Annotated in this window: 23 protein-coding genes and 2 pseudogenes; 10 read left to right on the top strand and 15 right to left on the bottom strand. The window is 71.0% G+C overall.

Annotated elements, in window-relative coordinates:
- Positions 1 to 23 precede the first annotated feature (23 nt).
- The 10 genes from OG852_RS42900 to OG852_RS42855 all read right to left on the bottom strand — a co-directional run bounded on the left by OG852_RS42900 (position 24) and on the right by OG852_RS42855 (position 9,693).
- The gene (locus OG852_RS42900) at positions 24 to 1,463 is read right to left on the bottom strand and encodes an amino acid permease (protein WP_133913153.1); all 1,440 of its coding nucleotides are present in this window, start codon (positions 1,461 to 1,463) and stop codon (positions 24 to 26) included.
- The gene (locus tag OG852_RS42895) at positions 1,460 to 2,137 is read right to left on the bottom strand and encodes a FadR/GntR family transcriptional regulator (RefSeq protein ID WP_133913291.1); all 678 of its coding nucleotides are present in this window, start codon (positions 2,135 to 2,137) and stop codon (positions 1,460 to 1,462) included. Before OG852_RS42895 ends, OG852_RS42900 begins: the two co-directional genes overlap by 4 nt.
- A 171-nt stretch (positions 2,138 to 2,308) precedes the next feature.
- Positions 2,309 to 3,145, bottom strand: coding sequence for an undecaprenyl-diphosphate phosphatase (locus OG852_RS42890; RefSeq protein WP_133913152.1), 837 nt, complete (start codon positions 3,143 to 3,145; stop codon positions 2,309 to 2,311).
- Between the two features lie 82 nt (positions 3,146 to 3,227).
- Entirely contained in the window at positions 3,228 to 3,593 is a 366-nt protein-coding gene (gene crcB, locus OG852_RS42885) for a fluoride efflux transporter CrcB (protein ID WP_330350707.1), read from the bottom strand.
- The gene (locus OG852_RS42880; RefSeq protein WP_133913150.1) at positions 3,590 to 3,970 is read right to left on the bottom strand and encodes a DUF190 domain-containing protein; all 381 of its coding nucleotides are present in this window, start codon (positions 3,968 to 3,970) and stop codon (positions 3,590 to 3,592) included. The genes crcB and OG852_RS42880 overlap by 4 nt, the downstream gene beginning before the upstream one ends.
- Positions 3,967 to 4,422 (bottom strand): fluoride efflux transporter FluC, encoded by a 456-nt coding sequence (locus tag OG852_RS42875; RefSeq protein ID WP_133913149.1) that lies wholly within the window; start codon positions 4,420 to 4,422, stop codon positions 3,967 to 3,969. The genes OG852_RS42880 and OG852_RS42875 overlap by 4 nt, the downstream gene beginning before the upstream one ends.
- Before the next feature lie 48 nt (positions 4,423 to 4,470).
- The gene (locus tag OG852_RS42870) at positions 4,471 to 5,439 is read right to left on the bottom strand and encodes an SMP-30/gluconolactonase/LRE family protein (protein ID WP_330350706.1); all 969 of its coding nucleotides are present in this window, start codon (positions 5,437 to 5,439) and stop codon (positions 4,471 to 4,473) included.
- Between the two features lie 70 nt (positions 5,440 to 5,509).
- The gene (locus tag OG852_RS42865; RefSeq protein ID WP_133913147.1) at positions 5,510 to 5,797 is read right to left on the bottom strand and encodes a helix-turn-helix domain-containing protein; all 288 of its coding nucleotides are present in this window, start codon (positions 5,795 to 5,797) and stop codon (positions 5,510 to 5,512) included.
- A gap of 203 nt (positions 5,798 to 6,000) precedes the next feature.
- Positions 6,001 to 7,569 carry a glycoside hydrolase family 53 protein gene (locus OG852_RS42860; protein ID WP_330350705.1) on the bottom strand — a complete coding sequence of 523 codons (1,569 nt, stop codon included), beginning with the start codon at positions 7,567 to 7,569 and terminating at the stop codon, positions 6,001 to 6,003.
- Positions 7,570 to 7,671: 102 nt separating this feature from the next.
- Complete coding sequence (locus OG852_RS42855; RefSeq protein WP_330350704.1) at positions 7,672 to 9,693, bottom strand: beta-galactosidase; 2,022 nt, start codon at positions 9,691 to 9,693, stop codon at positions 7,672 to 7,674.
- 228 nt (positions 9,694 to 9,921) lie between these two features.
- On the opposite strand from OG852_RS42855, the gene OG852_RS42850 reads away from it, so the two are divergent.
- The 7 genes and pseudogenes from OG852_RS42850 to OG852_RS42815 all read left to right on the top strand — a co-directional run.
- Positions 9,922 to 11,253 (top strand): ABC transporter substrate-binding protein, encoded by a 1,332-nt coding sequence (locus tag OG852_RS42850; RefSeq protein WP_133913144.1) that lies wholly within the window; start codon positions 9,922 to 9,924, stop codon positions 11,251 to 11,253.
- Positions 11,250 to 12,224, top strand: a complete 975-nt coding sequence (locus OG852_RS42845) for a carbohydrate ABC transporter permease (RefSeq protein ID WP_330350703.1) — start codon at positions 11,250 to 11,252, stop codon at positions 12,222 to 12,224. The genes OG852_RS42850 and OG852_RS42845 overlap by 4 nt, the downstream gene beginning before the upstream one ends.
- Positions 12,221 to 13,126 carry a carbohydrate ABC transporter permease gene (locus OG852_RS42840; RefSeq protein ID WP_133913142.1) on the top strand — a complete coding sequence of 302 codons (906 nt, stop codon included), beginning with the start codon at positions 12,221 to 12,223 and terminating at the stop codon, positions 13,124 to 13,126. The genes OG852_RS42845 and OG852_RS42840 overlap by 4 nt, the downstream gene beginning before the upstream one ends.
- A complete protein-coding gene (locus tag OG852_RS42835) occupies positions 13,123 to 14,154 on the top strand; it encodes a LacI family DNA-binding transcriptional regulator (RefSeq protein ID WP_330350702.1) in 1,032 nt (343 codons plus the stop codon). The genes OG852_RS42840 and OG852_RS42835 overlap by 4 nt, the downstream gene beginning before the upstream one ends.
- Before the next feature lie 138 nt (positions 14,155 to 14,292).
- On the top strand, positions 14,293 to 14,643 hold the full coding sequence (locus OG852_RS42830) for a VOC family protein (RefSeq protein ID WP_330350701.1): 351 nt from the start codon (positions 14,293 to 14,295) through the stop codon (positions 14,641 to 14,643).
- A gap of 66 nt (positions 14,644 to 14,709) precedes the next feature.
- On the top strand, positions 14,710 to 15,111 hold the full coding sequence (locus tag OG852_RS42825; protein WP_133913139.1) for a MarR family winged helix-turn-helix transcriptional regulator: 402 nt from the start codon (positions 14,710 to 14,712) through the stop codon (positions 15,109 to 15,111).
- 215 nt (positions 15,112 to 15,326) lie between these two features.
- Positions 15,327 to 15,914: pseudogene (locus OG852_RS42815) on the top strand (sensor histidine kinase); the annotation flags it as partial.
- 30 nt (positions 15,915 to 15,944) lie between these two features.
- Here the strand turns inward: OG852_RS42815 and OG852_RS42810 are convergent.
- From OG852_RS42810 to OG852_RS42800, 3 genes are all read right to left on the bottom strand, one after another.
- Complete coding sequence (locus OG852_RS42810) at positions 15,945 to 17,036, bottom strand: hypothetical protein (RefSeq protein WP_133913137.1); 1,092 nt, start codon at positions 17,034 to 17,036, stop codon at positions 15,945 to 15,947.
- Between the two features lie 58 nt (positions 17,037 to 17,094).
- Complete coding sequence (locus OG852_RS42805) at positions 17,095 to 17,493, bottom strand: SseB family protein (protein ID WP_133913136.1); 399 nt, start codon at positions 17,491 to 17,493, stop codon at positions 17,095 to 17,097.
- A gap of 147 nt (positions 17,494 to 17,640) precedes the next feature.
- Positions 17,641 to 18,258, bottom strand: coding sequence for a MerR family transcriptional regulator (locus OG852_RS42800; protein ID WP_330350700.1), 618 nt, complete (start codon positions 18,256 to 18,258; stop codon positions 17,641 to 17,643).
- A gap of 113 nt (positions 18,259 to 18,371) precedes the next feature.
- On the opposite strand from OG852_RS42800, the gene OG852_RS42795 reads away from it, so the two are divergent.
- From OG852_RS42795 to OG852_RS42785, 3 genes are all read left to right on the top strand, one after another.
- On the top strand, positions 18,372 to 18,773 hold the full coding sequence (locus OG852_RS42795; RefSeq protein WP_133913134.1) for a DUF3291 domain-containing protein: 402 nt from the start codon (positions 18,372 to 18,374) through the stop codon (positions 18,771 to 18,773).
- A 28-nt stretch (positions 18,774 to 18,801) separates the two neighbouring features.
- On the top strand, positions 18,802 to 20,259 hold the full coding sequence (locus OG852_RS42790; protein WP_133913133.1) for an MFS transporter: 1,458 nt from the start codon (positions 18,802 to 18,804) through the stop codon (positions 20,257 to 20,259).
- A 74-nt stretch (positions 20,260 to 20,333) separates the two neighbouring features.
- Positions 20,334 to 21,779: a glyceraldehyde-3-phosphate dehydrogenase gene (locus OG852_RS42785; RefSeq protein ID WP_330350699.1), complete on the top strand. Its 1,446-nt coding sequence runs from the start codon at positions 20,334 to 20,336 to the stop codon at positions 21,777 to 21,779.
- 300 nt (positions 21,780 to 22,079) lie between these two features.
- Here the strand turns inward: OG852_RS42785 and OG852_RS42780 are convergent.
- Together OG852_RS42780 and OG852_RS42775 are read right to left on the bottom strand one after the other, a co-directional pair.
- A pseudogene (locus tag OG852_RS42780) lies at positions 22,080 to 22,796 on the bottom strand (DUF5937 family protein); the annotation flags it as partial.
- Between the two features lie 152 nt (positions 22,797 to 22,948).
- Positions 22,949 to 23,650: a bleomycin resistance protein gene (locus tag OG852_RS42775; RefSeq protein ID WP_330350698.1), complete on the bottom strand. Its 702-nt coding sequence runs from the start codon at positions 23,648 to 23,650 to the stop codon at positions 22,949 to 22,951.
- Positions 23,651 to 23,710 lie beyond the last annotated feature (60 nt).

Genomic DNA, 23,710 nt, shown 5'->3' with positions numbered 1-23,710 from the left:
GTCGTCGAGGGCCGGCGCCGGGTTCACGCGTCGGCCTTGGCGGAGGTGCGCCGGAGGTTGCGGCGGATGGCGTACCAGCCGGCGACGAGTGCTCCGACGATCAGCGGCAGGCACAGCACGGTGGTGCGTCCGGCGCCGCCGTCGGCGTACATGAGGACCAGGACCGAGGCGAGGAAGAACAGGGTCACGAGCTCGGTCCAGGGGGAGCCCGGGAGCTGGTAGCCCGGGCGGGTCAGCTCGCCCTTCTGGGTCTTCTGCCAGAAGAGGAGGTGACAGATCATGATCATGCCCCAGGTGGAGAGGATGCCGATCGCCGCGAAGTTCAGGACGATCTCGAAGGCGTCCGCCGGGACCACGAAGTTGAGGCCGACGCCCAGGACACACATACCGCTGGTGAGCAGGATGCCGCCGTAGGGGACCTGGGTGCGGCTCATCTTCGCGGTGAACCGGGGGGCGGAGCCGTTGACGGCCATGGAGCGCAGGATGCGGCCGGTGGAGTAGAGGCCGGAGTTGAGGGAGGACATGGCCGCCGTGAGGACGACCAGGTTCATCACCCCGCCGGCCGCCGGGACGCCGATGTTGGACAGCACGGTGACGAAGGGGCTCTCGCCGGCCGTGTACTTGTTCCACGGGAGCAGCATCGACAGCAGGACGACCGAGCCGACGTAGAACAGGCCCACGCGCCACATGATCGAGTTGATCGCCTTCGGCATGATCTTCTCGGGGTTCTCGGTCTCACCGGCGGCGACGCCGACGAGCTCGACGGAGGCGTAGGCGAAGACGACGCCCTGGATGATCAGCAGCATGGGCAGCAGGCCGTTGGGGAAGACGCCGCCGTTGTCGGTGATCAGGGAGGGGCCGGGGGTGGTGCCGTCCACCGGGTGCTGGGTGACCAGCAGGAAGATGCCGATGCACATGAAGATCACCAGGGCGCTGACCTTGACGATGGCGAACCAGAACTCCAGTTCGCCGAAGATCTTCACGGATATCAGGTTCACGGCCAGGACCACGGCCAGGGCGATCAGGGCGATCACCCACTGGGGGATGTCGGAGAACATGCCCCAGTAGTGGGTGTAGGTGGCCACCGCGGTGATGTCGGCGATCCCGGTGGTGGCCCAGTTCAGGAAGTACATCCAGCCGGCCGTGTACGCGCCCTTCTCGCCGAGGAACTCCCGGGCGTAGGACACGAAGGCGCCGGAGGACGGGCGGTACAGGACGAGCTCGCCGAGGGCGCGCACGACGAGGAACGCGAAGACGCCGCAGACGGCGTACGCGACGAAGAGGGAGGGCCCGGCGTCGGCGAGCCTGCCGCCCGCGCCGAGGAAGAGTCCGGTGCCGATGGCACCGCCGATGGCGATCATGTTGACGTGCCGGTGCTTCAGCGACTTGCTGTAGCCGTGGTCTCCGGCGTCGATGTGACCGGACGAGGGGCGCGTCTCGTCTTTGAGGTGCTGTTCGCTCACGCCTCGGGTCCGCCTTCCAGGGGGGTGCTCGTGCCAGGGGAGCGCACGATGTCGGTGAGGGTCGTCTCGACGCGGTCGAGGTGATGGCTCATCGCCTCCACGGCGTCGTGCTCGGAACCGTCGATCAGCGCTTCCACGATGGCCCGGTGCTCGCGGTTGGACTGCTCGCGCCGGCCGCCCAGCTCGTTGAGGAAGGCCGACTGACGCGCCAGTGCGTCCCGGATCTCCTCGATGACCCGGCGGAAGACCGGGTTCTGGGCGGCTTCGGCGACGGCCAGGTGGAAGAGGGTGTCCATCGCGACCCACGCGGTGGTGTCCGTCTCCCGTTCCATGCGGTCGAGCAGATGGGCCAGGTGGTCCAGGTTCTCCGGGCTGCGGCGCCGTGCCGCGTATCCGGCGACCGGGATCTCGACGTGGCGGCGCACCTCCAGCAGGTCGCTGGCCGCGTAGTCGCCGAAGGTGGGGTCCTCGACGGTGTTCGCGATCACGAAGGTGCCCTTGCCGGTCTTGGCGACCGTCAGGCCCATGGTCTGCAGGGCGCGCAGGGCCTCCCGCAGCACGGGCCGGGACACCTCGAGGGTGCGGCAGAGCTCCGCCTCGGAGGGGAGCTTGTCGCCGATGGCGTACTCGCCGCGCTCGATGGCGCCACGGAGGTGGCCGAGAACCGCTTCCATCGCGCTGACGCGCCGCGGTGCCGAACCACCTGTCTGGCTGTCTGACAGGTTCACGGGAGAGATGTTCCGGTTCACGTACGGGTGGTGTCAAGGGCGGTGAAACCAAAAATTCAACGGGCGGGAAGTCCGCATGGGGACTTCCCGCCCGTGGGCGGTCGACCGCGCGGGAGATCAACCGCTCAGCACACCGGTGCCCAGCAGGCCGAACAGCAGGACGCCGATGACGATCCGGTAGATCACGAAGGCGTTGAAGGAGTGCTTGGCGACGAACTTCAGCAGCCAGGCGATGGAGGCGTACGCCACGACGAACGAGACGACGGTGCCCACGGCCAGCGGGGCGGCGCCCGCGCCGGTGCCGAGCGCGTCCTTCAGCTCGTACAGGCCCGCGCCGGTCAGGGCGGGGATGCCGAGGAAGAAGGAGAGCCGGGTCGCGGCGACGCGGTCCAGGTCGAGGATGAGCGCGGTGGACATGGTGGCACCGGAGCGGGAGAAGCCCGGGAAGAGCAGTGCGAGGATCTGGGAGCTGCCCACGAGCATCGCGTCCTTGAACGAGGTGTCGTCCTCGCCGCGCTTGTGCCGGCCCATCTGGTCGGCCGCCCACATCACACCGCTGCCGGCGATCAGCGAGCCCGCGACCACCCACAGGGAGGCCAGCGGCCCCTCGATCAGCGGTTTGGCGGCGAGACCGACCACGACGATCGGGATCGTCGCGTAGATCACCCACCAGGCGAACCTGTAGTCGTGGTGGACGCGCTCCTCACGGTGGCGCAGACCCCGGAACCAGGCCGACACGATCCGCACGATGTCCTTGCGGAAGTACACCAGCACCGCGGCGATCGCCCCGACCTGGATCACCGCGGAGAACCCGACGACCGCGTCGTCGTCGACCGGGATGTGCATCAGGCCCTCGGTGATCTTCAGATGGCCGGTGGAGGAGACGGGGAGGAACTCGGTCACTCCCTCGACAGCTCCGAGGACGACGGCTTGGCCGATGGAGATGGCGCTCATGGAATCCAGTTCTGGGTGGGTCGACTACGGCGAGGGACAGTCCTACCAGGCGATTACCGGCAGCCGGGTGGTGGTGGACCGGCTAGGGCCACACCGCCTGGCCTATCGCGACGCCGGCGAACGCGGCCCCGAGGCCCGCCAGGAGGCTCCCGAGGACATTGGCGGCAGCGTAGAGGCCCGCGCCGGTCTCCGTCAGCCGGAGCGACTCGTACGAGAACGTCGAGTACGTGGTGAGCGCCCCGCAGAAACCCGTGCCCAGGAACAACCGCAGGTCGGGGCCGAGGGCGGCGGCGCCGGTGAGGGTGCCGAGGATCAGGGAGCCGGTCACGTTGACGACGAACGTGCCCCAGGGGAACACCGAGTCGTGCCGGGACTGCACCGCGCGGTCGGTGAGATAGCGCGCGGGCGCGCCGATCATGCCGCCCGCGACGACCACCAGCCAGTTCACAACGACTTCTTACCCTTCGTGTCCGGTTCGCCCTGATTCCGGTCGCGGCCCTCGAACCGGACGACATGGCACTCGTCGAGGACGACCAGACCGTCCGTGACCAGCTCTTCGAGGTGCGGCAGGAAGGCGTGCACGCGCTCCTCGGCGTCCACGATCACGACCGCGACCGGCAGGTCCTCGCTGAGCGAGAGCAGCCGGGAGGTGTGGACCACGGAGGACGCGCCGAAACCCTCGATGCCGTGGAAGACGCTGGCTCCGGCGAGACCGGCCGCGTGGGCGCGATGGACGATCTCCGCGTACAGGGGTCTGTGGTGCCAGGTGTCGTTCTCGCCGACGAGGACGGTCAGGCGCAGGGCGTTGCCGCTGAGTCGGGTCATCGCGGCCTCCGGCCGAGGAGACGGCGTGTCGTGGTGGCCGCGGCCCACACCCCGCCGAGCGCGGCGCACAGGGTCGCGGCGAGGTAGGCGAACGCGGTGCCGGGGCGGCCCGCGTCGAGAAGCCGCTGGATGTCGACGGCGTACGTCGAGAAGGTGGTGAAGCCGCCGAGGACGCCGGTGCCGAAGAAGGGGCGCACCAGCCGGTGCACGGTCAGCACCTCGGTGATCAGCACCAGGAAGACACCGATGACCGCGCAGCCGGCGGCGTTCACCCAGAAGGTCGTCCAGGGGAAGCCGCCGGTGGGCATCGGCCAGGCCAGCGCTGCGGCGTAGCGGGCGGCGGCGCCGATCCCGCCGCCGACGGCCACCACGGCGATCACCGGGAGCTGACCGGTTCCGGTGGTCCCGCGCGAGGTGCTGGTGCGGAGGCTCTCGGCCTCGGGAGCTGACATGTCGCACCAGCGTATCGCCGTCCCGGTCGGTCGAGGACGCCGTCTCGCCTACATGACCGCGGGTGCCTCGCAGATGGCGATGCCGGGCTCCCAGAGGCTGCCCAGGACGAGGCGGCCGCCGGTCTCGCAGACGCTGGTGACCATGCGGTAGCCGGAGCGGCGGCGGGTGAGGTGGGCGACGGTCCGGCCGTGGTCGTCGACCGCGAGGACCCCGGCCGTGCCCGAGGGGCGGTACGGCGCCCGCAGGGCCGCTCGGGCGGCGCGACGGCGTACGGCGGGGCCGGCACGGTGGAGGAGGTCGAGCGGGGGGACGCGCGGGCCGGCCAGGGCGACCCAGACCGGGCCGTCGGGGGCGCGCCAGAGGTTGTCGGGGAAGCCGGGCAGGTTCTCGACGAAGGGTTCGGCCGCTCCCGCGCGGGGGCCGGTGAGGTGGAAGCGGGTGAGGCGGCGGGCGCCGGTCTCGGCGACGACCAGGAACGCGTCGTCGGCGCCGCGGGCGATCCCGTTGGCGAACTGGAGCCCGTCCAGGACGACCTCGGCCTCGCGGGCGCCCGGTGCGAGGCGCAACAGCCGTCCCGTGCCGGTGTGTTCGACGATGTCGCCCATCCAGTCGCGCAACGGGTGGACCCGGTTGGAGACCGTGAAGTAGACCGTGCCGTCCGGCAGGGCGACGACGTTGCTGCAGAAGCGCAGCGGCTCCCCCGCCGCCGACTCGGTCAGGACACGGACGGTGCCGGGGCCGCCCTCGGGGTCGAGGCGCAGCAGGGCGCCCTCGGCGTCGCACACCAACAGGTCGCCGTCGGGGAGGAGTTCGAGGCCGAGGGGGCGGCCCTCGATCTCGCCGACGCATGCGACGCGGGCCGTGGACGGGTCGTCCAGACCGTCGATCCGCAGGATGCGTCCGTCGGCCACCCCGGTCAGCACTCGTCCTCCGGGGTCGGCCACGACGTCCTCGGGGCCGTGTCCGGGGAGGGTGAGGTACCTGAGCGGAACGAGGGCCGTGCGGGGCTGGTGCATGGCGGGTCCGTCCTTCCTGGCGGAGGCGGCCATCCTCGCAGGTGCTCGGACGTCCTTTCCGGGTGGCCCGTCACCAGCCCTTCTCGAACATGCGGGCCACCTCGGCGATGCGCATCTCGTCGCGCCGGTAGTGGAGGCGCCGCTTGACGCGGGTGGCGCGCAGCAGGCCGAGGTCGGTGAGCAGGGCGAGATGGGTGTCGGCGACCCGGCGGCGCACGCCGAGTTTCGCCGCGATCGCGTCCGCGGTGACGCCGTCCTCGACGAGATCCGCGTGCCGCTGGGGCGGGAAGTGGCGGGCCGGATCCTTCAGCCACTCCAGGATGTCCAGTCGCCTCTCGCCACCGGGAGTCCTCAGCATCGTCGTCCCCCTTTGTCCGGGCCTCCTCGTGCCGTGTCGTCCCACTCTTCCGCAGTCGGGGCCACCGTGTCCCGCACTCCGGAAGCCTTGGCCGGGATCGAACACCCTTGCCACGAAAGGGCGTTCGCGTTCACCACCGGAAACACCGCCGGGGGCCCGGCCGCGCGGTCGCGGCCGGGCCCCCGGTTCACCGGGTCGGGTCGTCAGCGGTGGCTGAACCACGCCGTCGAGGACAGGGCCTTGTCGTCGTAGCCGAACAGGGCCTGGTTTTCCCAGCCGTTGCCCGAGGTGGCGTCGGTCGGGTCCCAGCCGTTGCCGGTGACGGCGGTCCAGGTCGCCTCCCAGTAGAAGACGCCGAGCCCGCGCCCGTTCGGGACGGCCTCCACGATGTTCGCGACCGCGTTCATCCAGGCGAGCTGACCGGCCGCGGTGGCCGGGTAGCCGGTGACCAGTTCACCGGTGGTGTCGATCTGGTTGGTGAGCGAGTCCTCGCTGTCGAGCCGGAAGGGGTAGGCCGTCTCGGCGATGAACACCGGCTTGGAGTAGCGCGAGGCCACGTCGTCCAGGGTGGTCTGGGCGGCGGCCAGGGAGCCGTGCCAGTAGCCGTAGTACGACAGGCCGATCACGTCGTAGGTGATGCCGTACGTCTTGGCGTTGTCGAACCACCAGCGGACGGTGGCGTCGTCACCGGCGTTGGCGAGGTGCAGGGCGACCTGGGTGCCGGAGGAGACCGCCTTGACGGCGCTGTAGCCGGAGTTGATCAGCCCGGCGAGTTGCGACCAGTTGTCCGTGGAACCCTCGCTCCACAGCATGCCGCCGTTGATCTCGTTGCCGACCTGGACCATGTCGGCCGTGGTGCCCTGGGACTTGAGCGCGTTGAGTACGTCGTACGTGTGGTTGTAGACGTCCGTCTTGAGCTGGCTGTAGGAGTGGCCCGACCAGGCGGCGGGCTTGGTCTGCTTGCCGGGGTCGGCCCAGGTGTCCGAGTAGTGGAAGTCGACCAGCAGTTTCATGCCGGCGGCCTTGATCCGCTTGGCCATGGCCAGGACGCGCGTCTTGTTGTTGTAGCCGTCGGCGGGGTTCACCCAGACCTTCAGGCGCGCGTAGTTCATGCCGGCGTTCTTCAGGATGGTGACCGCGTCGCCGGTGGTGCCGGAGCTGGTCTTGTAGACGCCGCCGAGGGCCTCGCTCTTGGCGAGGGAGGAGATGTCGGATCCCTTGATGGCAAGGCCTGTTGATCCGGACGTGAAGGTCAGGTCGTCCACATTGATCCAGTTGCCCGCTTTCGCGTCACTGTTGATGCTGATCGTGCACTGGTTGTTCGTCACGTTGATCGACGTGACGATCCGGACCCAGCTGCTGGTGGACACCGGCAGATCGGTGCGCTGTTCCGCGCTGCCGCAGTTCTTCAGGGCCAGGTAGGCGGAGTTCTGGCCGCCGCCGGAGCGGACCCAGGCGGTGAGGGTGTGGTTCCCGTTGGTCAGCCCGGAGAGGTACTGGTACGTCTCCACCTTGTAGGCGGTGGACGCCCAGTGGGTGAGGCGGTAGCTGCCGCCGTGGCCGCCGGACTCGGTGAAGGAGGCGGCGTTCTGCCCCGCGGCCGAGTAGGTGGACCAGCCCGTGGGGGTGGCGGTGCCGGTGCCGTCGGACTCGAAACCGCCGTTGGTGAGCGTGCTCGCCGCCTGGGCGGTCTGCGCGGGCAGGGAGATGAGGGCGAGCCCCGCGACGAGCGGCAGGAGCAGGGCTCTGAGGGTGCGTCTGGGATGGAACATCGTCGTCCGTCGTCCCTTCGACGTATGGGTGGGATCCCTCGTACGAGGGAGAGACCCCCTCCGCCCGCGGCTCGCGGCTCCACGGGCGGAGGGGGAGTCGGCTCAGCCGTCGAGTCGGACGACCCGTACGGCTCCCGCCGGGACCGCGAGGCGGCCGGCGGCGCGTTCGCCCGTGAGCAGCTCGGTGCCGGCGGCCTCCAGCGGCACCTTGGCGTCGGTGGCGGTGTGGTTGATCGCGAAGACGTAGCTGCCGGTCTCCCCCGAGCGGCGGACGACCTCGACGTCATGGGGCAGGTCGGCACGCGGGTCGAGGCGCGCGTCCTCGGCGGCCCGGCCGAGCACGGCGTCCAGGCCCTCGTGGCCGAGGCGGGTGGAGACGTACCAGGCGGTGCCCTCGCCGAGGCGGTGCCGGGTGACGGCCGGGTGTCCTGCGGTGAGGCCGTCGGCGTACGTCCAGACGGTCTCGGCGCCGCGCGGCACGACGAACTCGCTCCACACGTCGCCGCCGAGTTCGCAGCCGTCGGGGCCGGTCAGCCGTACGCCCTGGTCGGCGAGGAGCGGGGAGAACTCCTCGACGGTCAGGCCGAGGACGTCGCGCAGCACGCCCGGGTAGGCGCCCTCGTGGACGGCGTCGTGCTCGTCGACGATGCCCGAGAAGTACGACACGACGAGGGTGCCGCCGTTCTCGACGTACTCCGTGAGGTTGTTCCCGGCCGCCTCCGTCATCAGGTACAGGGCGGGCACCACGACCAGGGGGTACGCCGACAGGTCGGCCTCGGGGTGGGCGAAGTCGACGGTGAGGTGACGGTCGTAGAGCGCCTCGTAGAAGGCGTCGGCGCGCTCGCGGGCGTCGTGGTCCTCGCTGGGGCGCCAGGCCAGGTTCTGCGCCCACCAGGAGTGCCAGTCCCACAGCACCGCCACATCGGCCTCGGTGCGGGTGCCCCGGATGGTGGCCAGGGAGTCGAGGGACGCGCCGAGCTCGACGACCTCGCGCCACACACGGGTGTCGGTGCCGCCGTGCGGGACCATCGCCGAGTGGAACTTCTCGGCGCCGCGCCGGGACTGCCGCCACTGGAAGAACATCGCGCCCTCGGAGCCGCGGGCGACATGGCCGAGGGAGTTGCGGGCCATCTGGCCGGGCGCCTTGGCGGGGTTGCGGGGCTGCCAGTTGATGCCCGAGGTCGAGTGTTCGAGCAGGATCCAGGGGGCGCCGCCCGCGACGGAGCGGGTGAGGTCGGCGGCCATCGCCAGGTTGACGTGGGTGCGGCGGCCGTCGGTGATGAGGTAGTGGTCGTTGGTGACGATGTCGACCTCGCGGCCCCAGGCCCAGTAGTCGACGGAGTCGCACTGGCTGAGGGCCGTCATGAAGTTGGTGGTGACCGGGACGTCCGGTGCGAGGCGGTGCAGGATGTCCCGCTCCGCCACGAAGTTCTCGCGCATGGTGGCGTCGGCGAAGCGCTTGTAGTCGAGGGCCTGGCCCGGATTGCCGACGGTGGGGGTGGCGCGCGGCGGGTTGACGTCCTCGAGGCTCGCGTAGCGCTGGCCCCAGAAGGCGGTGCCCCAGGCCGCGTTCACCGCCTCGACCGTGCCGTACGTCGTCGCGAGCCAGCGGCGGAAGTGTGCGGCGCAGGAGGCGCAGTAGCAGGCCGAGACGGGGACGCCGTACTCGTTGTGGACGTGCCACATCGCGAGGGCCGGGTGGTCGCCGTAGCGCTCGGCGAGCCGGGTGGTGATGGTCGCGGCGGCCGCGCGGTAGTCGGCGTTGCTGTGGCAGATGGCGCCGCGGGAGCCGAACTCCAGGCGGGTGCCCTCGGCGGTCACGGGCAGGGCCTCGGGGTGGGCGCGGTAGAACCACACCGGCGGGACGACGGTGGGGGTGCCGAGGTCGACGCGGATGCCGTTGTCGTGGAGCAGGCCGATGATCCGGTCCAGCCAGCCGAAGTCGTACTCCCCCGGCGAGGGCTCCAGCAGGGCCCAGGAGAAGATCCCGATACTCACCATGGTGACGCCGGCCTCCCGCATCAGCCGGACGTCCTCCTGCCAGACGCTTTCCGGCCACTGCTCGGGGTTGTAGTCCCCACCGAAGGCGAGCCTGGTGAGGCCCTTGGGGGTGGTCTCCGGCATGGATGTCTCCCGTTTTATCGATCATTTGGGAACGTGCACACACTGTGGCGGCGTTCGGAGCCCAACATAACCGCACAGCAACAACCATTGACAAGTGTCCGGGATGTTTCTCTACTGTGAACGCTCACAGACAGCATGACAGGGCCTCGCGACGGGCGGGGTCCCCGGTCGTGCCTTCGCATGGCAGGTTCCCGCATCCGGTGGGGACCCAGGTCAGGGGAGAGATCCATGCCCAACACGCAGCGCCGACGGCTCCTTGTCAGAAGCGCGGCCTCCGTCCTCGCCGTCACCCTCGGCGCCACCGCACTCGCCGCCTGCGGCTCGTCCGACGACGAGGGCAAGGCCGAGTCCGGTCCGGTCTCGCTCACGTACTGGACCTGGACGCCCGGCATGGACAAGGTCGTCGACCTCTGGAACAAGGGCCAGGGCAAGAAGGACAAGATCACCGTCACGGTGAAGAAGCAGGCGTCCGGCGACACGCTGGTCACCAAGATCCTCACCGCGCACAAGGCGGGCAAGGCGCCCGACCTGGTGCAGGCCGAGTACCAGGCGCTGCCGACGCTGGTCAGCAATGACGCGCTGGCGGACATAGCGAAGAACGTCGGGGACGCGAAGAGCAGGTTCGCCGACGGGGTGTGGCAGCAGACCACACTGGGCACGGACGCGGTCTACGCGGTCCCGCAGGACATCGGCCCGATGATGTTCTACTACCGCGCCGACCTCTTCAAGAAGTACGGCCTGACGGTCCCGACGACCTGGGACGAGTTCGCCGAGACCGCCCGCGCGCTGAAGAAGAAGGCGCCGCAGACGGACCTCACCACGTTCTCCGCCAACGACTCCGGTCTCTTCGCGGGCCTCGCCCAGCAGGCCGGCGCCAAGTGGTGGACCACCTCCGGCGACAAGTGGCAGGTCGGGATCAACGACGCGGCCACCAAGAAGGTCGCCGACTTCTGGGGCGGCCTCGTCAAGGAGGGCGCCATCGACAACCAGCCGATGTACACCCCGGCCTGGAACAAGGCGCTCAACACCGGCAAGCAGATCGCCTGGGTGTCGGCCGTGTGGGCGCCGGGCACGCTGACCACCGCCGCGCCCGACACCAAGGGCAAGTGGGCCATGGCCCCGCTCCCCCAGTGGTCGGCCGGTGACGACGTCACCGGCAGCTGGGGCGGATCCTCCACCGCCGTGACGACGGACTCCAAGCACCAGGAGGCCGCCGCGAAGTTCGCCGCCTGGCTGAACACCGACGGCGAGGCGCTGCAGGCGCTGGCCAAGGAGAGCGGCATCTACCCGGCCGCCACCAACGCCCAGACCAGCGGCGCCTTCACCACCCCGCCGGACTACTTCTCGACGCAGGCGGACTTCTACACGCTGGCCGCCAAGATCGCGAAGACCACGGCGCCCTCGGCCTGGGGCCCCAACGTGAACGTCGCCTACCAGACCTTCAACGACGCCTTCGGCGCAGCCGCCAAGAACAAGTCGGACTTCTCCGCCGCCCTGGACACCATGCAGGACGCCACGGTCGCCGACCTCAAGAAGCAGGGCTTCGAGGTCTCCGAGTGACCACCGCACACCGGAAGTCGTACGGGGTCAAGGGGGCCCCGTACGCCCTCCCGTCTCCCAGCACCACCCTCGAACGAGCGCGAAGCGCCCCCTATTTCTTCCTCCTCCCCGCCACGGTCCTGTTCTCGTTGTTCTTCGCGCTGCCCATCGGCTACGCGGTCTGGCTCAGCTTCCACAAGGTGCACGTCTCCGGCCTGGGGCTGGGCAAGGGCGCCCGCAGCGAGGTCTGGGCCGGCATCGAGAACTACACGGACGCCTTCACCGACAGCGAGCTGCTCGACGGCGCGCTGCGCGTCCTCGGCTACGGCTGCATCGTCGTCCCGGTGATGCTGGGCCTGGCCCTGCTGTTCGCACTGATGCTGGACTCCGAGAAGGTGCGGCTCGCGCCCTTCACCCGGCTGGCGATCTTCCTGCCGTACGCCATCCCCGGTGTGGTGGCGGCGCTGCTGTGGGGCTTCCTGTACCTGCCGGACGTCAGCCCCTTCTACTACGTGCTGGAGAAGCTGGGCCTGCCACAGCCGGACCTGCTGGACGGCGGTCCCCTGTATGCCGCCCTCTCCAACATCGCCGTCTGGGGCGGCACCGGCTTCAACATGATCGTCATCTACACCTCGCTCCAGGCCGTCCCGGCCGAGGTGTACGAGGCCGCGAAGCTGGACGGCGCCACCCCGCTGCAGATCGCCCTGCGGATCAAGATCCCGATGGTGGCGCCCTCGCTGGTGCTGACCTTCTTCTTCTCGATCATCGCCACCCTCCAGGTGTTCAACGAGCCGACCACCCTGAAACCGCTCACCAACTCCGTGTCCACGACGTGGAGTCCGCTGATGAAGGTGTACCGGGACGCGTTCGGCACCGGTGACATCTACCAGGCGGCCGCCGAGGCCGTGATCATCGCCCTCGTCACGCTGGTGCTGAGCTTCGGCTTCCTGCGGGCCGCGAACCGTCGCAACAAGCAGGAGGCGGCACGATGAGTTCTCTTGCCGTACACAAGGCCCCCACGGCGGCCGGTACGACGGGTGCGGCGCAGAGCCGGCCGCCCCTGCGCCGCCGTGTCGCACTGATCCCGACGGTCACCCTGCTGCTGGGCGCGCTCTACTGCCTGCTCCCCGTGGCCTGGGTCGTGATCGCCTCGACCAAGTCCGGCCGTGAGCTGTTCTCCACGTTCACCTTCCTGCCGGGCACGGGCTTCACCGACAACGTCAAGGAGCTCACCGCCTACCGCGACGGCGTCTACTGGACGTGGATGGGCAACTCCGCCCTGTACGCCGGTCTCGGCGCGCTGCTGTCGACGTGCGTGTCGGCGTTCAGCGGTTACGCCCTGGCGACCTACCGCTTCCGCGGCCGTGAGGCGATCTTCAACATCCTGCTCGCGGGCGTCCTGATGCCGCCGATCATCCTGGCCGTCCCGCAGTATCTGCTGCTGGCCAAGGCGGACCTCACGGACTCCTACTGGTCGGTGCTGCTGCCGCAGATCCTCTCTCCCTACGGCGTCTACCTCGCGCGCATCTACGCGGCCGCGGCCGTGCCCGCCGACGTGGTGGAGGCGGGCCGGATGGACGGGGCGAGCGAATGGCGGATCTTCACCCGGATCGCGCTGCCCATGATGGTGCCCGGGCTGGTCACGGTGTTCCTGTTCCAGTTCGTGGCGGTGTGGAACAACTTCCTGCTGCCGTACATCATGCTCAGCGACGACGAGAAGTTCCCGATCACGCTGGGACTGTTCACGCTGCTGGAGCAGGGCTCGAACCAGCCCGCGCTGTACACGCTGGTGATCACCGGCGCGTTCCTCGCGGTGATCCCGCTGGTGGCGCTGTTCCTGGTCATTCAGCGGTTCTGGAGCCTGGATCTGCTGTCCGGGGCCGTAAAGTCATGACCATGAGCAATGCGGGGGGCCGGCGCAGGCCGCCGACGATCCACGACGTGGCGCGGGAGGCAGGGGTCTCACGAGGCACCGTCTCTCGTGTGCTCAACGGCGGCCACTACGTCAGCCCGGCGGCCGCGGAGGCGGTCAACGCCGCCATCCGCAAGACGGGTTACGTCGTGAACCGGCACGCCCGCTCGCTGATCACCGGCCGTTCGGACTCGATCGGCTTCCTGCTGACCGAACCGCAGGAGAAGCTCTTCGAGGACCCCAACTTCAACGTGCTGCTGCGGTGCTGCACCCAGGCCCTGGCCGCGCACGACATCCCGCTGCTGCTGATGCTCGCCGGCACGCAGGACGAGCGGCGCCGGATCATGCGGTACATCACCGCGGGCCATGTCGACGGCGTACTGCTGGTGTCCAGCCACTCCGGGGACCCGGTCGCCGAGCAACTGCGCGAGGCGGGCGTACCCCTCGTCCAGTGCGGCAAGCCGATGGGGCCCGGCTCCAAGGTCAGCTATGTGGCGGCCGACGACCGGGACGGCGCCCGTGACATGGTGCGCCACCTGCTGTCGCTGGGCCGCCGCCGTATCGGGATCGTCAGTGGCCCGCTGGACACACCGGGCGGTGTCGACCGCCTCGCGGGGTACAGGGAGGTGCTCACGGAGGCGGGCATCGAGATCGACGAGCGGCTCGTCGTCTCCGGCGACTACAGCCGGGCCAGCGGTGAGGCGGGCGCCGAACGGCTGCTGGCGCAGGCCCCGGACATGGACGCCGTGTTCGTGGCCTCCGACCTGATGGCCCAGGGCGCGCTGGCGGCGCTGCGCCGGGCGGGTCGCAGGGTCCCCGAGGACGTGTCGGTGGGCGGCTTCGACGACTCCACCGCGGCGACGGAGGCCGTTCCCGCCCTCACCACGGTCCGCCAGCCCTACGACCGCATCAGCAACGAGATGGTCCGGGTGCTGCTCGCCCAGATAGGCGGCGAGGACCCGGCGGCGGTGATCCTGCCGACGGAGCTGGTGAAGCGCGAATCGACCTGATGACGCAGGGGGCCGGTCCCAGCGACCGGCCCCTTCGTCATCGGTCAGGATTCGAGAAGCGGCTCACCCCTCCCCCGCCCTAGCGTGAAACCACCGGCGGAACCCCGTCGGGCCACGCACCAGCGAGGAGCGACCCCCATGACCACCACCGGTCTGCAGACGATCATCTACCCCGTCAAGGACGCCGAGCGGGCGAAGGCCCTGTTCACCGCGCTGCTGGAGGTCGAGCCGTACGCCGACGCGCCGTACTACGTCGGTTTCAAGGCCGCCGGCCAGGACGTCGGCCTCAACCCGAACGGCCATGCCCAGGGGCTGACCGGACCGGTCCCGTACTGGCACGTCTCCGACATCCGGGCGCGGCTCGCGGCGCTGGTGGAGGCGGGGGGCGAGGTGCTCCAGGACATCCAGGACGTCGGCAACGGCCGGCTCATCGCCTCCGTGAAGGACCCGGACGGCAACCTCGTCGGGCTGCTCCAGGACCCGTCGTAGAAAACCGCATGCGCCTGCACTAGTTGCCCACTCAATGAACCGTCCCCAGGGTGTTACCGTGCGGGTATGGCGGCGAAGACGGTCGGGGCGGGCCTCGAGGAGCGGTGGCGGGACATCCTGTCGGTGCACGCGCGGACGATGTGCGAGATCGACCGCGCGCTGCACCCGCACGGCCTCGGGGCGAGCGACTTCGAGGTGCTCGACCTCCTCGCCGCCGAGGCGCCCCGGCAGAACGACCAGTGCCGGGTGCAGGACCTCGTCGGCCGGGTGCACCTCAGCCAGAGCGCCCTGTCCCGTCTCATCGGCCGGCTGGAGAAGGACGGCCTCGTGGAACGGGCCGTCTGCATGGAGGACCGGCGCGGGGTGTACGTCACCCTCACCCGCAAGGGCCGTGACCTGCACACCGAGGTGCTGCCGCTCCAGCGGGACGTGCTGGAGCGGATGCTCGGCGGTTCCCAGGACACCTAGGTGACTGACCGGACAGGTTGGTGACACGGCTGGCTGGGGTGTGGCCGCCGATGCCGGTGTGGGCGGCCGGCCGCAGCGGGCCGATGCGGTGCTCCTGCCGCAGCCGCACGATGTGTTCCTCCACCTGGGCCGGTGTCCGGCGCGGCTGGCGGCGCGGACGGCTGGAGCGGTCCTGCATCCCGGCTTGGCCGTGCAGCCGGTAGCGGCCCGCCCGAGCGGCCCAGGACGGCCTGGCCGTCTCCGACGAGGCGTTCGTCGCCTCCCTGCGGGAGGAGGCCCTGCTGCTGCGGCACACCGTCGACGACCTCCAGCACCTGGCGCAGGCCGACGCGTGCCGGCTCCGGCTGCATCCGGAACCCCTGGACCTGCGGGAACTCCTCGACCACGTGGCGGCGGCCCACCGCGGCGGTGCCGAGTCCGCCGGGGTCGCGCTCACCACCCGAATCGAGGGCACGCCCACCCTCCACGCCGACCCCGCCCGCCTGCGCCGGACCATCGGCGACCTGCTGTCCGACGCCGTCCGGCACACGCCTCCCGGCGGCGCCGTCACGCTGCGCTGCCGCTGCGCGGGGGGCGAGGTCGTCATCGAGGTCGCCGACACCGGTACCGGGATCGCCGCGGACGGCCTGCCGCGCGTCTTCGACCGGTTCTGGCGTGCCGACAAGTCCCGCAGCCGGCAGACCGGCGGCAGCGGTCTGGGCCTGGCGATCGTCCGCCGGCTCACCGAGGCCCACGGCGGCACGGTCTCGGTGACCGGCACGCCGAACACGCAGACGGTCTTCACGGTGAACCTGCCGTGGTGAAGGCAAGCAGGAGGGAAGACGGCGGGAGCGCTATCCCTTCCCCTCCCCCGGCCGCCGGTCCGCCGGGCGGCGGGGCGGGATGGGGGCGGAGGGGAAGTCGCGCGGGCCCGTCCACAGGGCGGGGACCGCGTCGCAGCGGCGGCACAGCTCGTAGCCGACCGTCTCGTAGTTGACGCGCCAGCCCCTGAAGTGCGGCCAGGCCTCCTCGGTGCCGCGCTCGGCCCGGAAGCCCGTCGACTCCAGCATCGACACCGCCGCGTCGAACTCGACGTACGTCAGCCGGAGCGGGCCGTCGGGGGTGGGGTCGGAGTCGAAGGGGAAGCGGAGCGAGCGGGCGATGTCGCGCAGGGCGGTGAAGCCGGCCCGCAGCACGAGCCGGGCCTCCGGCGGGGCGGAGCGCGGGGAGAGCGCGAGCTGCAGGGCCGCCGCGTCCATCACCGCGATCAGCCCGACCAGCCAGCTGCGGTGCGGACGCGGGGAGCGGAACGCCAGCAGCACCGGGTACGTGGCATGGCTCTCGCCCATGTCGGAGGCCAGCCGCTCCCAGGCCCGGTACAGCTCGGGCAGCGCGGTCTCGGTGTCGACGAGCCACTGCCGGGCGAGGATCTCGGGGCCCCAGGCGGGCTCGCCGGCCCGCGACTGCAGCAGGGTGACCTCCAGCTCACGCCGGTTGTAGGCGGCGTAGAGGGTGGGCAGGTAGGCGATCTGCAGGGCGATGACGACGGGGCCGGTGATCGCGGCGGCGAAGTCGAGGGCGGACAGTCTGAGCCGGGCGCCGCTGGCGAAGCCGAGGGTGAAGAGGCTGGAGCCGGCCTCGCGGAAGGAGGTGGTCCAGTCGAGCGGGGACAGCGCGTACAGCAGCAGCCCGTACCCGATCAGCGCGCCGAGCAGCCAGATCCCCAGCATGCCGACCAGGATCAGCGGGGCCAGCCAGGCCTGCCACCGGTCGATGGCCTCGTAGCCGCGGCGCAGGGCCGCGAGATGCAGCAGCCGGCGCAGGGTCCACCACAGTCGGTACACGACCACGGAGTACAGGCCGCGCGGGACGACGAGGGTGCGCAGAACGCTCCCGAGCACCAGGGCGAGCACGAGTCCGCCGGCCACGCCGGAGAGCCAGATCATGGGGTCATTCTGGATCACGCGCGGGGGGTGCTGTGCGTGCACCGGCTCCCGTACGGCGTCAGCGGGCGAGCAGGGTGCGTACCCCCTCGGAGGTGAGCGTCAGCGGGTGTTCGCCGGCGGCGTCGATGGCGAGCGACAGCTCCTCGGTGGGCCACTGGGCGGCGAGCGCGCCGAGGGGCACCAGGCGGTAGCGGTCGATGCCCGGCAGCAGTTCGGCCATCTCGGGTTCGGAGGTGAACACCGGGACGACGGGCGCGCCGCCGGGGTTGTCCAGGACCGGCAGGGCCACGGTGGCCGGGTTGGTGATGTCCTCGTCGGTGGCGTCCTCGGGTACCGGCACGAGGACGTCGCAGTGTGCGAGCGTGTCCAGCGCCACCGTGTTCCCGGTGTCCTTGGCCAGCGCGTCCAGTGCCCACCGGGCGGGGTCGGCGTTGCGGTCGTGGGCGGGCGTCTCCATGACAGTTCCCCTCGTCGCGGCGGTCGTACGGCCCGCTCCCGAAGGCTCCCTCCAGGCGCGGTCCGGCCTCGCGTACCCGATCGAGCGAGGATCATGCGGCCCCGTCGCGGCCACCCCCCCGGCCAGGCGTGTCACCCACCTGTCCGGTCAGGGAGTGTGCCGACGGGCCGACTCGTTCTCCTGGGCCATGCGGCGCAGGGCCAGCAGGGCGGGCTCCAGGAGGACCGTCAGCAGCAGGGCGCGTTCGGCGGCCTCCAACGGGTCGTCCAGGCCGCCGAGTTGGTCGAGGTCGAGGACCGCGGTGTCCTCGGCGAGGCGGGCGTAGGGCAGCAGGGTCCGCCAGTCGATCGGGACGCCCAGGGCGCGCAGGGAGGCGAGCGTCTCGGCGAGGGTGGCCCGGGCGGGCGCCGCGGCGTGCACGTCCCAGTCCAGCTCCTTGACCAGCTCCTCCACCTCGGCCGCCTCGGCGGCGTCGTCGCAGGGCGCCCCGCCCACCCGGAGGGAGCCCAGGGCGAGGCCAAGCAGACGGTGGGTGTCCCCCGTGTACTCCTCGAGGGCGTCCAGGACCTCGCGGGTGGTGCTGACCGACAGTCCGCGGACGCCGGTCAGGGCGCGGACGAGGCGGAGCCGGCGCAGGTGCTGGTCGTCGTACTCGGCCTGGGTCGCGGCCGTCTGGCGGCCGGGCGGCAGCAGTCCCTCGCGCAGGTAGTACTTGATCGTCGTCACGGAGACGCCGCTGCGGCGGCTCAGTTCGGAGATGCGCATACGGTTCGGCTCCGATTCGTTCGGCTCCACACTTGAAAACTGGATACCTCTACTGTCTAACATAGATAGTAGAGGTATCCAATATTCGCGCCGCCGGAGAGAAGGCCGCAGCCATGCCCACCCTGCGCTGGACGACAGTCAGCACCCCCGCACCCGACACCGAGGCGTTCGTGATGGCCTCCCGGCTGGAGGTCCGCTCGCCCAGGGACGTACCGCGCTTCTTCCTGAAGTCGCTCGCCGCGTGGAGGCAGGTCTCCGGCGCGCCGGGGGCGTACGGCGCCTCGCTGATCGCGGAGCCCCTCAAACGCACGTTCTGGACGCTGTCGGCCTGGGAGGACAAGGCCGCGCTCCACGCCTACGCCGGGGCCGAGCCGCACAAGTCGATCATGAACGGGCTGCGGCCCACGATGAAGGGCTCGGTCTTCACGTTCTGGCGGGTCCCCGCGTCCGACCTGCCCCTCGACTGGACGGACGCCCGGCGCCGCCTCGCCGAGCAGGAACGCACCGGCGCCTGACACCCCCTCACCCAGGAGAGGCCCCACCATGACACTGTCCGAAGAGAGCCCGGCCCTCGACGAACCGGCCGCCTCCGCCCCGGCGGCCGAGGGCCGCCGAACACCCCTCTGGCTCGCGATCGTCGCGGCGAGCGTGCCCATGTTCATGGTCGCGCTGGACAACCTCGTCGTCTCCACGGCCCTGCGCACCCTGGCCGTGGACCTGGAGGCGAACACCCAGGAACTCCAGTGGTTCGTCAACGCGTACGTGCTGAGCTTCGCCTGTCTGCTGATGACCGGCGCCGCGCTCGGTGACCGCTTCGGGCGCCGGAAGGTGTTCGTCGCCGGCATCGCCCTGTTCACACTGGCCTCGATCGGCTGCGGCCTGTCGGACACCAGCGCCCGGCTCATCACCTTCCGGGCGGTCCAGGGCGTCGGCGCCGCCGCCGTCATGCCGCTGTCGCTGACGCTGCTGTCGCAGGCGGTGCCGCTGCGGCTGCGCGGGATGGCCCTCGGCGTGTGGTCCGGGGTGAGCGGGCTCGCCGTGGCGATGGGCCCGGTCGTCGGCGGCGCGGTCGTGGACGGTCTGGACTGGCAGTGGATCTTCTGGATCAACGTGCCGGTCTGTGTGATCGCGATCCCGCTCGTGCTGTCCGCGCTGAAGGAGAGCTCGCTGCCCGGCGTCCGGCTCGACCTGGTCGGCATGGTCCTGGCGGCGGCCGGACTGAGCGCGGCGGTGTGGGCGATCGTGCACGGCGAGCCCGACGGCTGGACCTCCGGCAAGGTGCTCGGCGCGTTCACCGGCGGGGCGGTGCTGCTGGCCGCGTTCGTCGCCCGGGAGGGCCGGACCGACGACCCGATGCTGCCGCTGTCCTTCTACCGGGTACGGGCCTTCACCCTCACCAACATCGTCTCCGCGACCATGTACTTCGGCGTCTTCGGCTCACTGTTCCTGCTCGCCCAGTACCTCCAGATCGTGCCGCCGCGCACCCCGTTGGAGGCCGGTGTGCGCACGCTCGCCTGGACCCTGATGCCGATGGTCGTGGCCCCCGTCGCCGGACTGCTCACCGACAAGGTGGGCGGCGGCCGGCTGATGGCCCTCGGCCTGTTCCTCCAGGGTGTCGGGCTGGGCTGGATCAACCTGGTGGCCGGCGTCGACACGGAGTACACGTCCCTGGTCGCCCCGATGATCGTGGCCGGTGCCGGCATGGGCCTCGTGTTCGCGCCGACGGCGGCGGTCGTGCTCGGCTCGGTCGCCGAGGAGCACGCGGGCAAGGCGTCCGGAGCCAACACCACGGTCCGCGAGGTCGGCGGCGCGCTCGGCATCGCCGTCCTGAGCACGGTGTTCGTGGCGCATGGCAGCACCGAGGGCCCCCGGCAATTCGTCGACGGTCTGCACCCCGCGGTGTGGGTCGGTGTCGCGGTGGTGTTCGCCGGAGCGCTGTGCGCCCTGGGGATCCCGCGCCGCCCGCGCCCTGCGTCCGCCCCTGCCCTCCCGCACACCTGAGCAGACCCCCGCTTGAATGATCAGATGACGGTCGGGTTAGCATCTGAGCGCCACCTAGCTCGAAAGATAGGCCCGTGACGCTCAACGACGCTTCGTTCACCAACTGGAAGAACCGCGAGGAGATCGCGGAGTCGATGATCCCGATGATCGGGAAGCTGCACCGCGAGCGGGACGTGACGATCCTGCTGCACAGCCGCTCCCTGGTGAACAAGTCGGTGGTCAGCATCCTCAAGACCCACCGGTTCGCCCGCCAGATCGCGGGCGAGGAGCTCTCGGTCACCGAGACCCTGCCGTTCCTCGAGGCGCTCACCACGCTGGACCTCGGCCCGTCCCAGATCGACATCGGCATGCTCGCCGAGACCCACCGGGCCGACGACCGCGGTCTGTCGGTCCTGGAGTTCACCGCCGAGGCCGTCGCCGGCGCCACGGGCGCCGACAAGATCGACCGCCGCGAGCCGCGCGACGTCGTCCTGTACGGCTTCGGCCGCATCGGCCGGCTCGTCGCCCGGCTGCTCATCGAGAAGACCGGCTCCGGCAACGGGCTGCGACTGCGCGCCGTCGTGGTGCGCGGCGGCGGCGAGCAGGACCTGGTCAAGCGCGCCTCGCTGCTGCGCCGCGACTCGGTCCACGGCCAGTTCCAGGGCACGATCACGGTCGACGAGGCCAACGGCACGATCATCGCCAACGGCAACGAGATCAAGGTCATCTACGCGAACGACCCGTCCGAGGTCGACTACACGGCGTACGGCATCCGCGACGCCATCCTGATCGACAACACGGGCAAGTGGCGCGACCGCGAGGGGCTCTCCCAGCACCTGCGGCCCGGCATCGACAAGGTCGTGCTGACCGCGCCCGGCAAGGGCGACGTCCCCAACATCGTGCACGGCGTCAACCACGACACCATCAAGCCGGACGAGCAGATCCTGTCCTGCGCCTCCTGCACCACCAACGCGATCGTGCCGCCGCTGAAGGCGATGCACGACGAGTACGGCGTGGAGCGCGGCCATGTGGAGACCGTCCACTCGTTCACCAACGACCAGAACCTGCTGGACAACTACCACAAGGCCGACCGCCGTGGCCGCTCGGCGCCGCTGAACATGGTGATCACCGAGACGGGTGCCGCGTCCGCCGTCGCCAAGGCGCTTCCCGACCTCAAGGCGCCGATCACCGGCAGCTCCATCCGGGTCCCGGTGCCGGACGTCTCGATCGCGATCCTCAGCCTGCGGCTCGGCCGCGAGACCACGCGCGAGGAGGTCCTCGACCACCTCCGCGAGGTCTCCCTGACCTCGCCGCTGCGGCGCCAGATCGACTTCACCACGGCCCCCGACGCGGTCTCCATGGACTTCATCGGCTCGCGCCACGCCTCGATCGTCGACGCCGGCGCCACCAAGGTGGACGGCGACAACGCCATCCTCTACCTCTGGTACGACAACGAGTTCGGCTACTCCTGCCAGGTCGTCCGGGTCGTCCAGCACGTCTCCGGCGTGGAGTACCCGACGTACCCGGCGACGAGCGTCTAGCGGCTCGCCGCAGGTTCGACGGAGCGGTGCGCGCGGCGGGTGCCCGGCACTCGGTGCGCACCGACTCCGCCCCGCGGTCGGTCGAGTTCCCGGCGGGGCCCGGTGGTCAGCGGCCGGTGAAGGCGGCGTCGCGGGGTACCACGAGCGACCCGATGCCTTCCGCGCCGTCGCGGGGTGGCGAGGAGCCGGGCGAGGTCCGGGCGCAGCCGCTTGATCCTGCCGGGCCTCGACGGCGCACCGATCGACCTCGGCGCGGCCCCTGGGACACGCGACCGGTGACCACGGGCGTGCCGCAGCCGCTCAGCGCAGGACGGCCGCCAGCAGGTCCGTGCCCAGCGTCGTCGTCTCGGGCACGTTGAGCGGGTAGTGGACGTAGCGGCCGTGGCGCCGGGTGGTGAGCAGGCCCGCGCGGCGCAGGACGGCGAGGTGCCGGGAGACCTCCGGGGGTGAGAGTTCCCAGGCGTGGGCCAGCTCGCCGGTGGTGTGCGGGCCGCGGGCCAGGGTGCGCAGCAGCCGCAGCCGTACCGGATGGGCGAGTGCCTCCAGCCGGAGGGTGACCGTTCCCAGCGACACCGGTTCCGACGGACTCGGCTCGGCCACGGGGTACTGCACCACCGGCTGCCATCCGGGTGCGTGGACCACCGCCAGGTGCGGGCGGCCGAAGTCACTGGGGATGAAGGTGACCCCGGTGCCGTGGGCGGCGGTCGCGTTGTCCTGCAGCTTGTCCACGACGATGCAGTCGCCGTCCGGTGCCAGGGTGACCGCGCCGGAGACCGAGGCGAGTGCCGCGCCGATGCCCTGGCGCTTCAGCACGGCGTTCTTCAGACGCAGGTCGGCGGCCAGGCGCACGGAGACGCCGGTCCAGGCGGCGTCGAAGAACGCCTCGGCGCACTGTTCGAGGGTGTCGCGCACCCGCGCCCGCACCGCGGCCGGGTCCGCGAGGAGCCGCTCCGCGAACGCCTCCTGGAGTGCGCCGCGTGCCTGGGCCAGCTCCAGGGCCCGCTCGCACCCCACGGCCCGGCGGCCCTCTGGGGCGGCCTCGCCGCCGCGACGCTCCTCTCGGCCTCCGCCGTCGCCCGCTGAGCATGCCTCGCCCGCCTCACCCGCCCCCTCGGGAGGCGGGTGAGGCCCCCGTCCGCACCCCGGCCCGCCACACGGTGCGGACGGGGTCAGGGGCGCAGTTCCTCCAGCCGCGCCAGGTCGTCGCGCACCGACTCCCGCTCCCCGGTGGTGAGACGGACGGCGGCGGCCCGGTCGAGCGCGGACGCCACCGTCGCCTCGTCACCGAGCCGCCCGGCGACCTCCGCGCGCAGCACCAGCAGGCGGGCCGACTGCGCGGGCGTGGGCCGCTCGTCCTCGAGCCGCAGCACACGGTCGATGGTCCGCGCGGCGGCCTCCGGGTCCTCCTTCGAGTCCGCGAACAGGTACGCGTGGTGCAGGGCCCGGGCGAAGGTCTCCGTCGGCGCGGGACGGTGGTGATGCTCCCGGCTCAGCTCCTGCCCGACGCGCAGACAGGTGCCGCCGGGATCGGTGACGAGGAACTGCCGCACCCCGTGGGACGTGTCCCTCAGCGTCCCGATGCGGGGCAGCCCCCGGGTCGGGACGCGCCCGTAGGCCTCCCTGAGCCGGGCGCGGAAGGCCTCGTACAGCCCGTCGACGTCGTCCGTGCGGATGAGGCACGTGCTGAACGAGGCGGTCGGTTCGTGCTGCTTCATCGCGAAGAAGTGCAGCTGGATGCCGCCGCGTTCCACGACGGCGTAGGGGTTGGGGCTCACCTGCTGGAAGGTCACCTCGAAGCCGAGGGCGGTGTAGAAGTCGAGGACCGGCGGGAGGGTCCGGCACGGAAGGATCGGAATCGTCGTCTCGCCCATGGCCCGCAGTCTAGTCAAATTTGAATAGTAGGGCGATCGAATGGTCGGGCCAGGGCCTCG

The organism is Streptomyces sp. NBC_00582 (assembly GCF_036345155.1).
In the GTDB taxonomy this organism is placed as follows: domain Bacteria; phylum Actinomycetota; class Actinomycetes; order Streptomycetales; family Streptomycetaceae; genus Streptomyces.
This window is presented reverse-complemented; position numbering and strand designations above follow the sequence as displayed.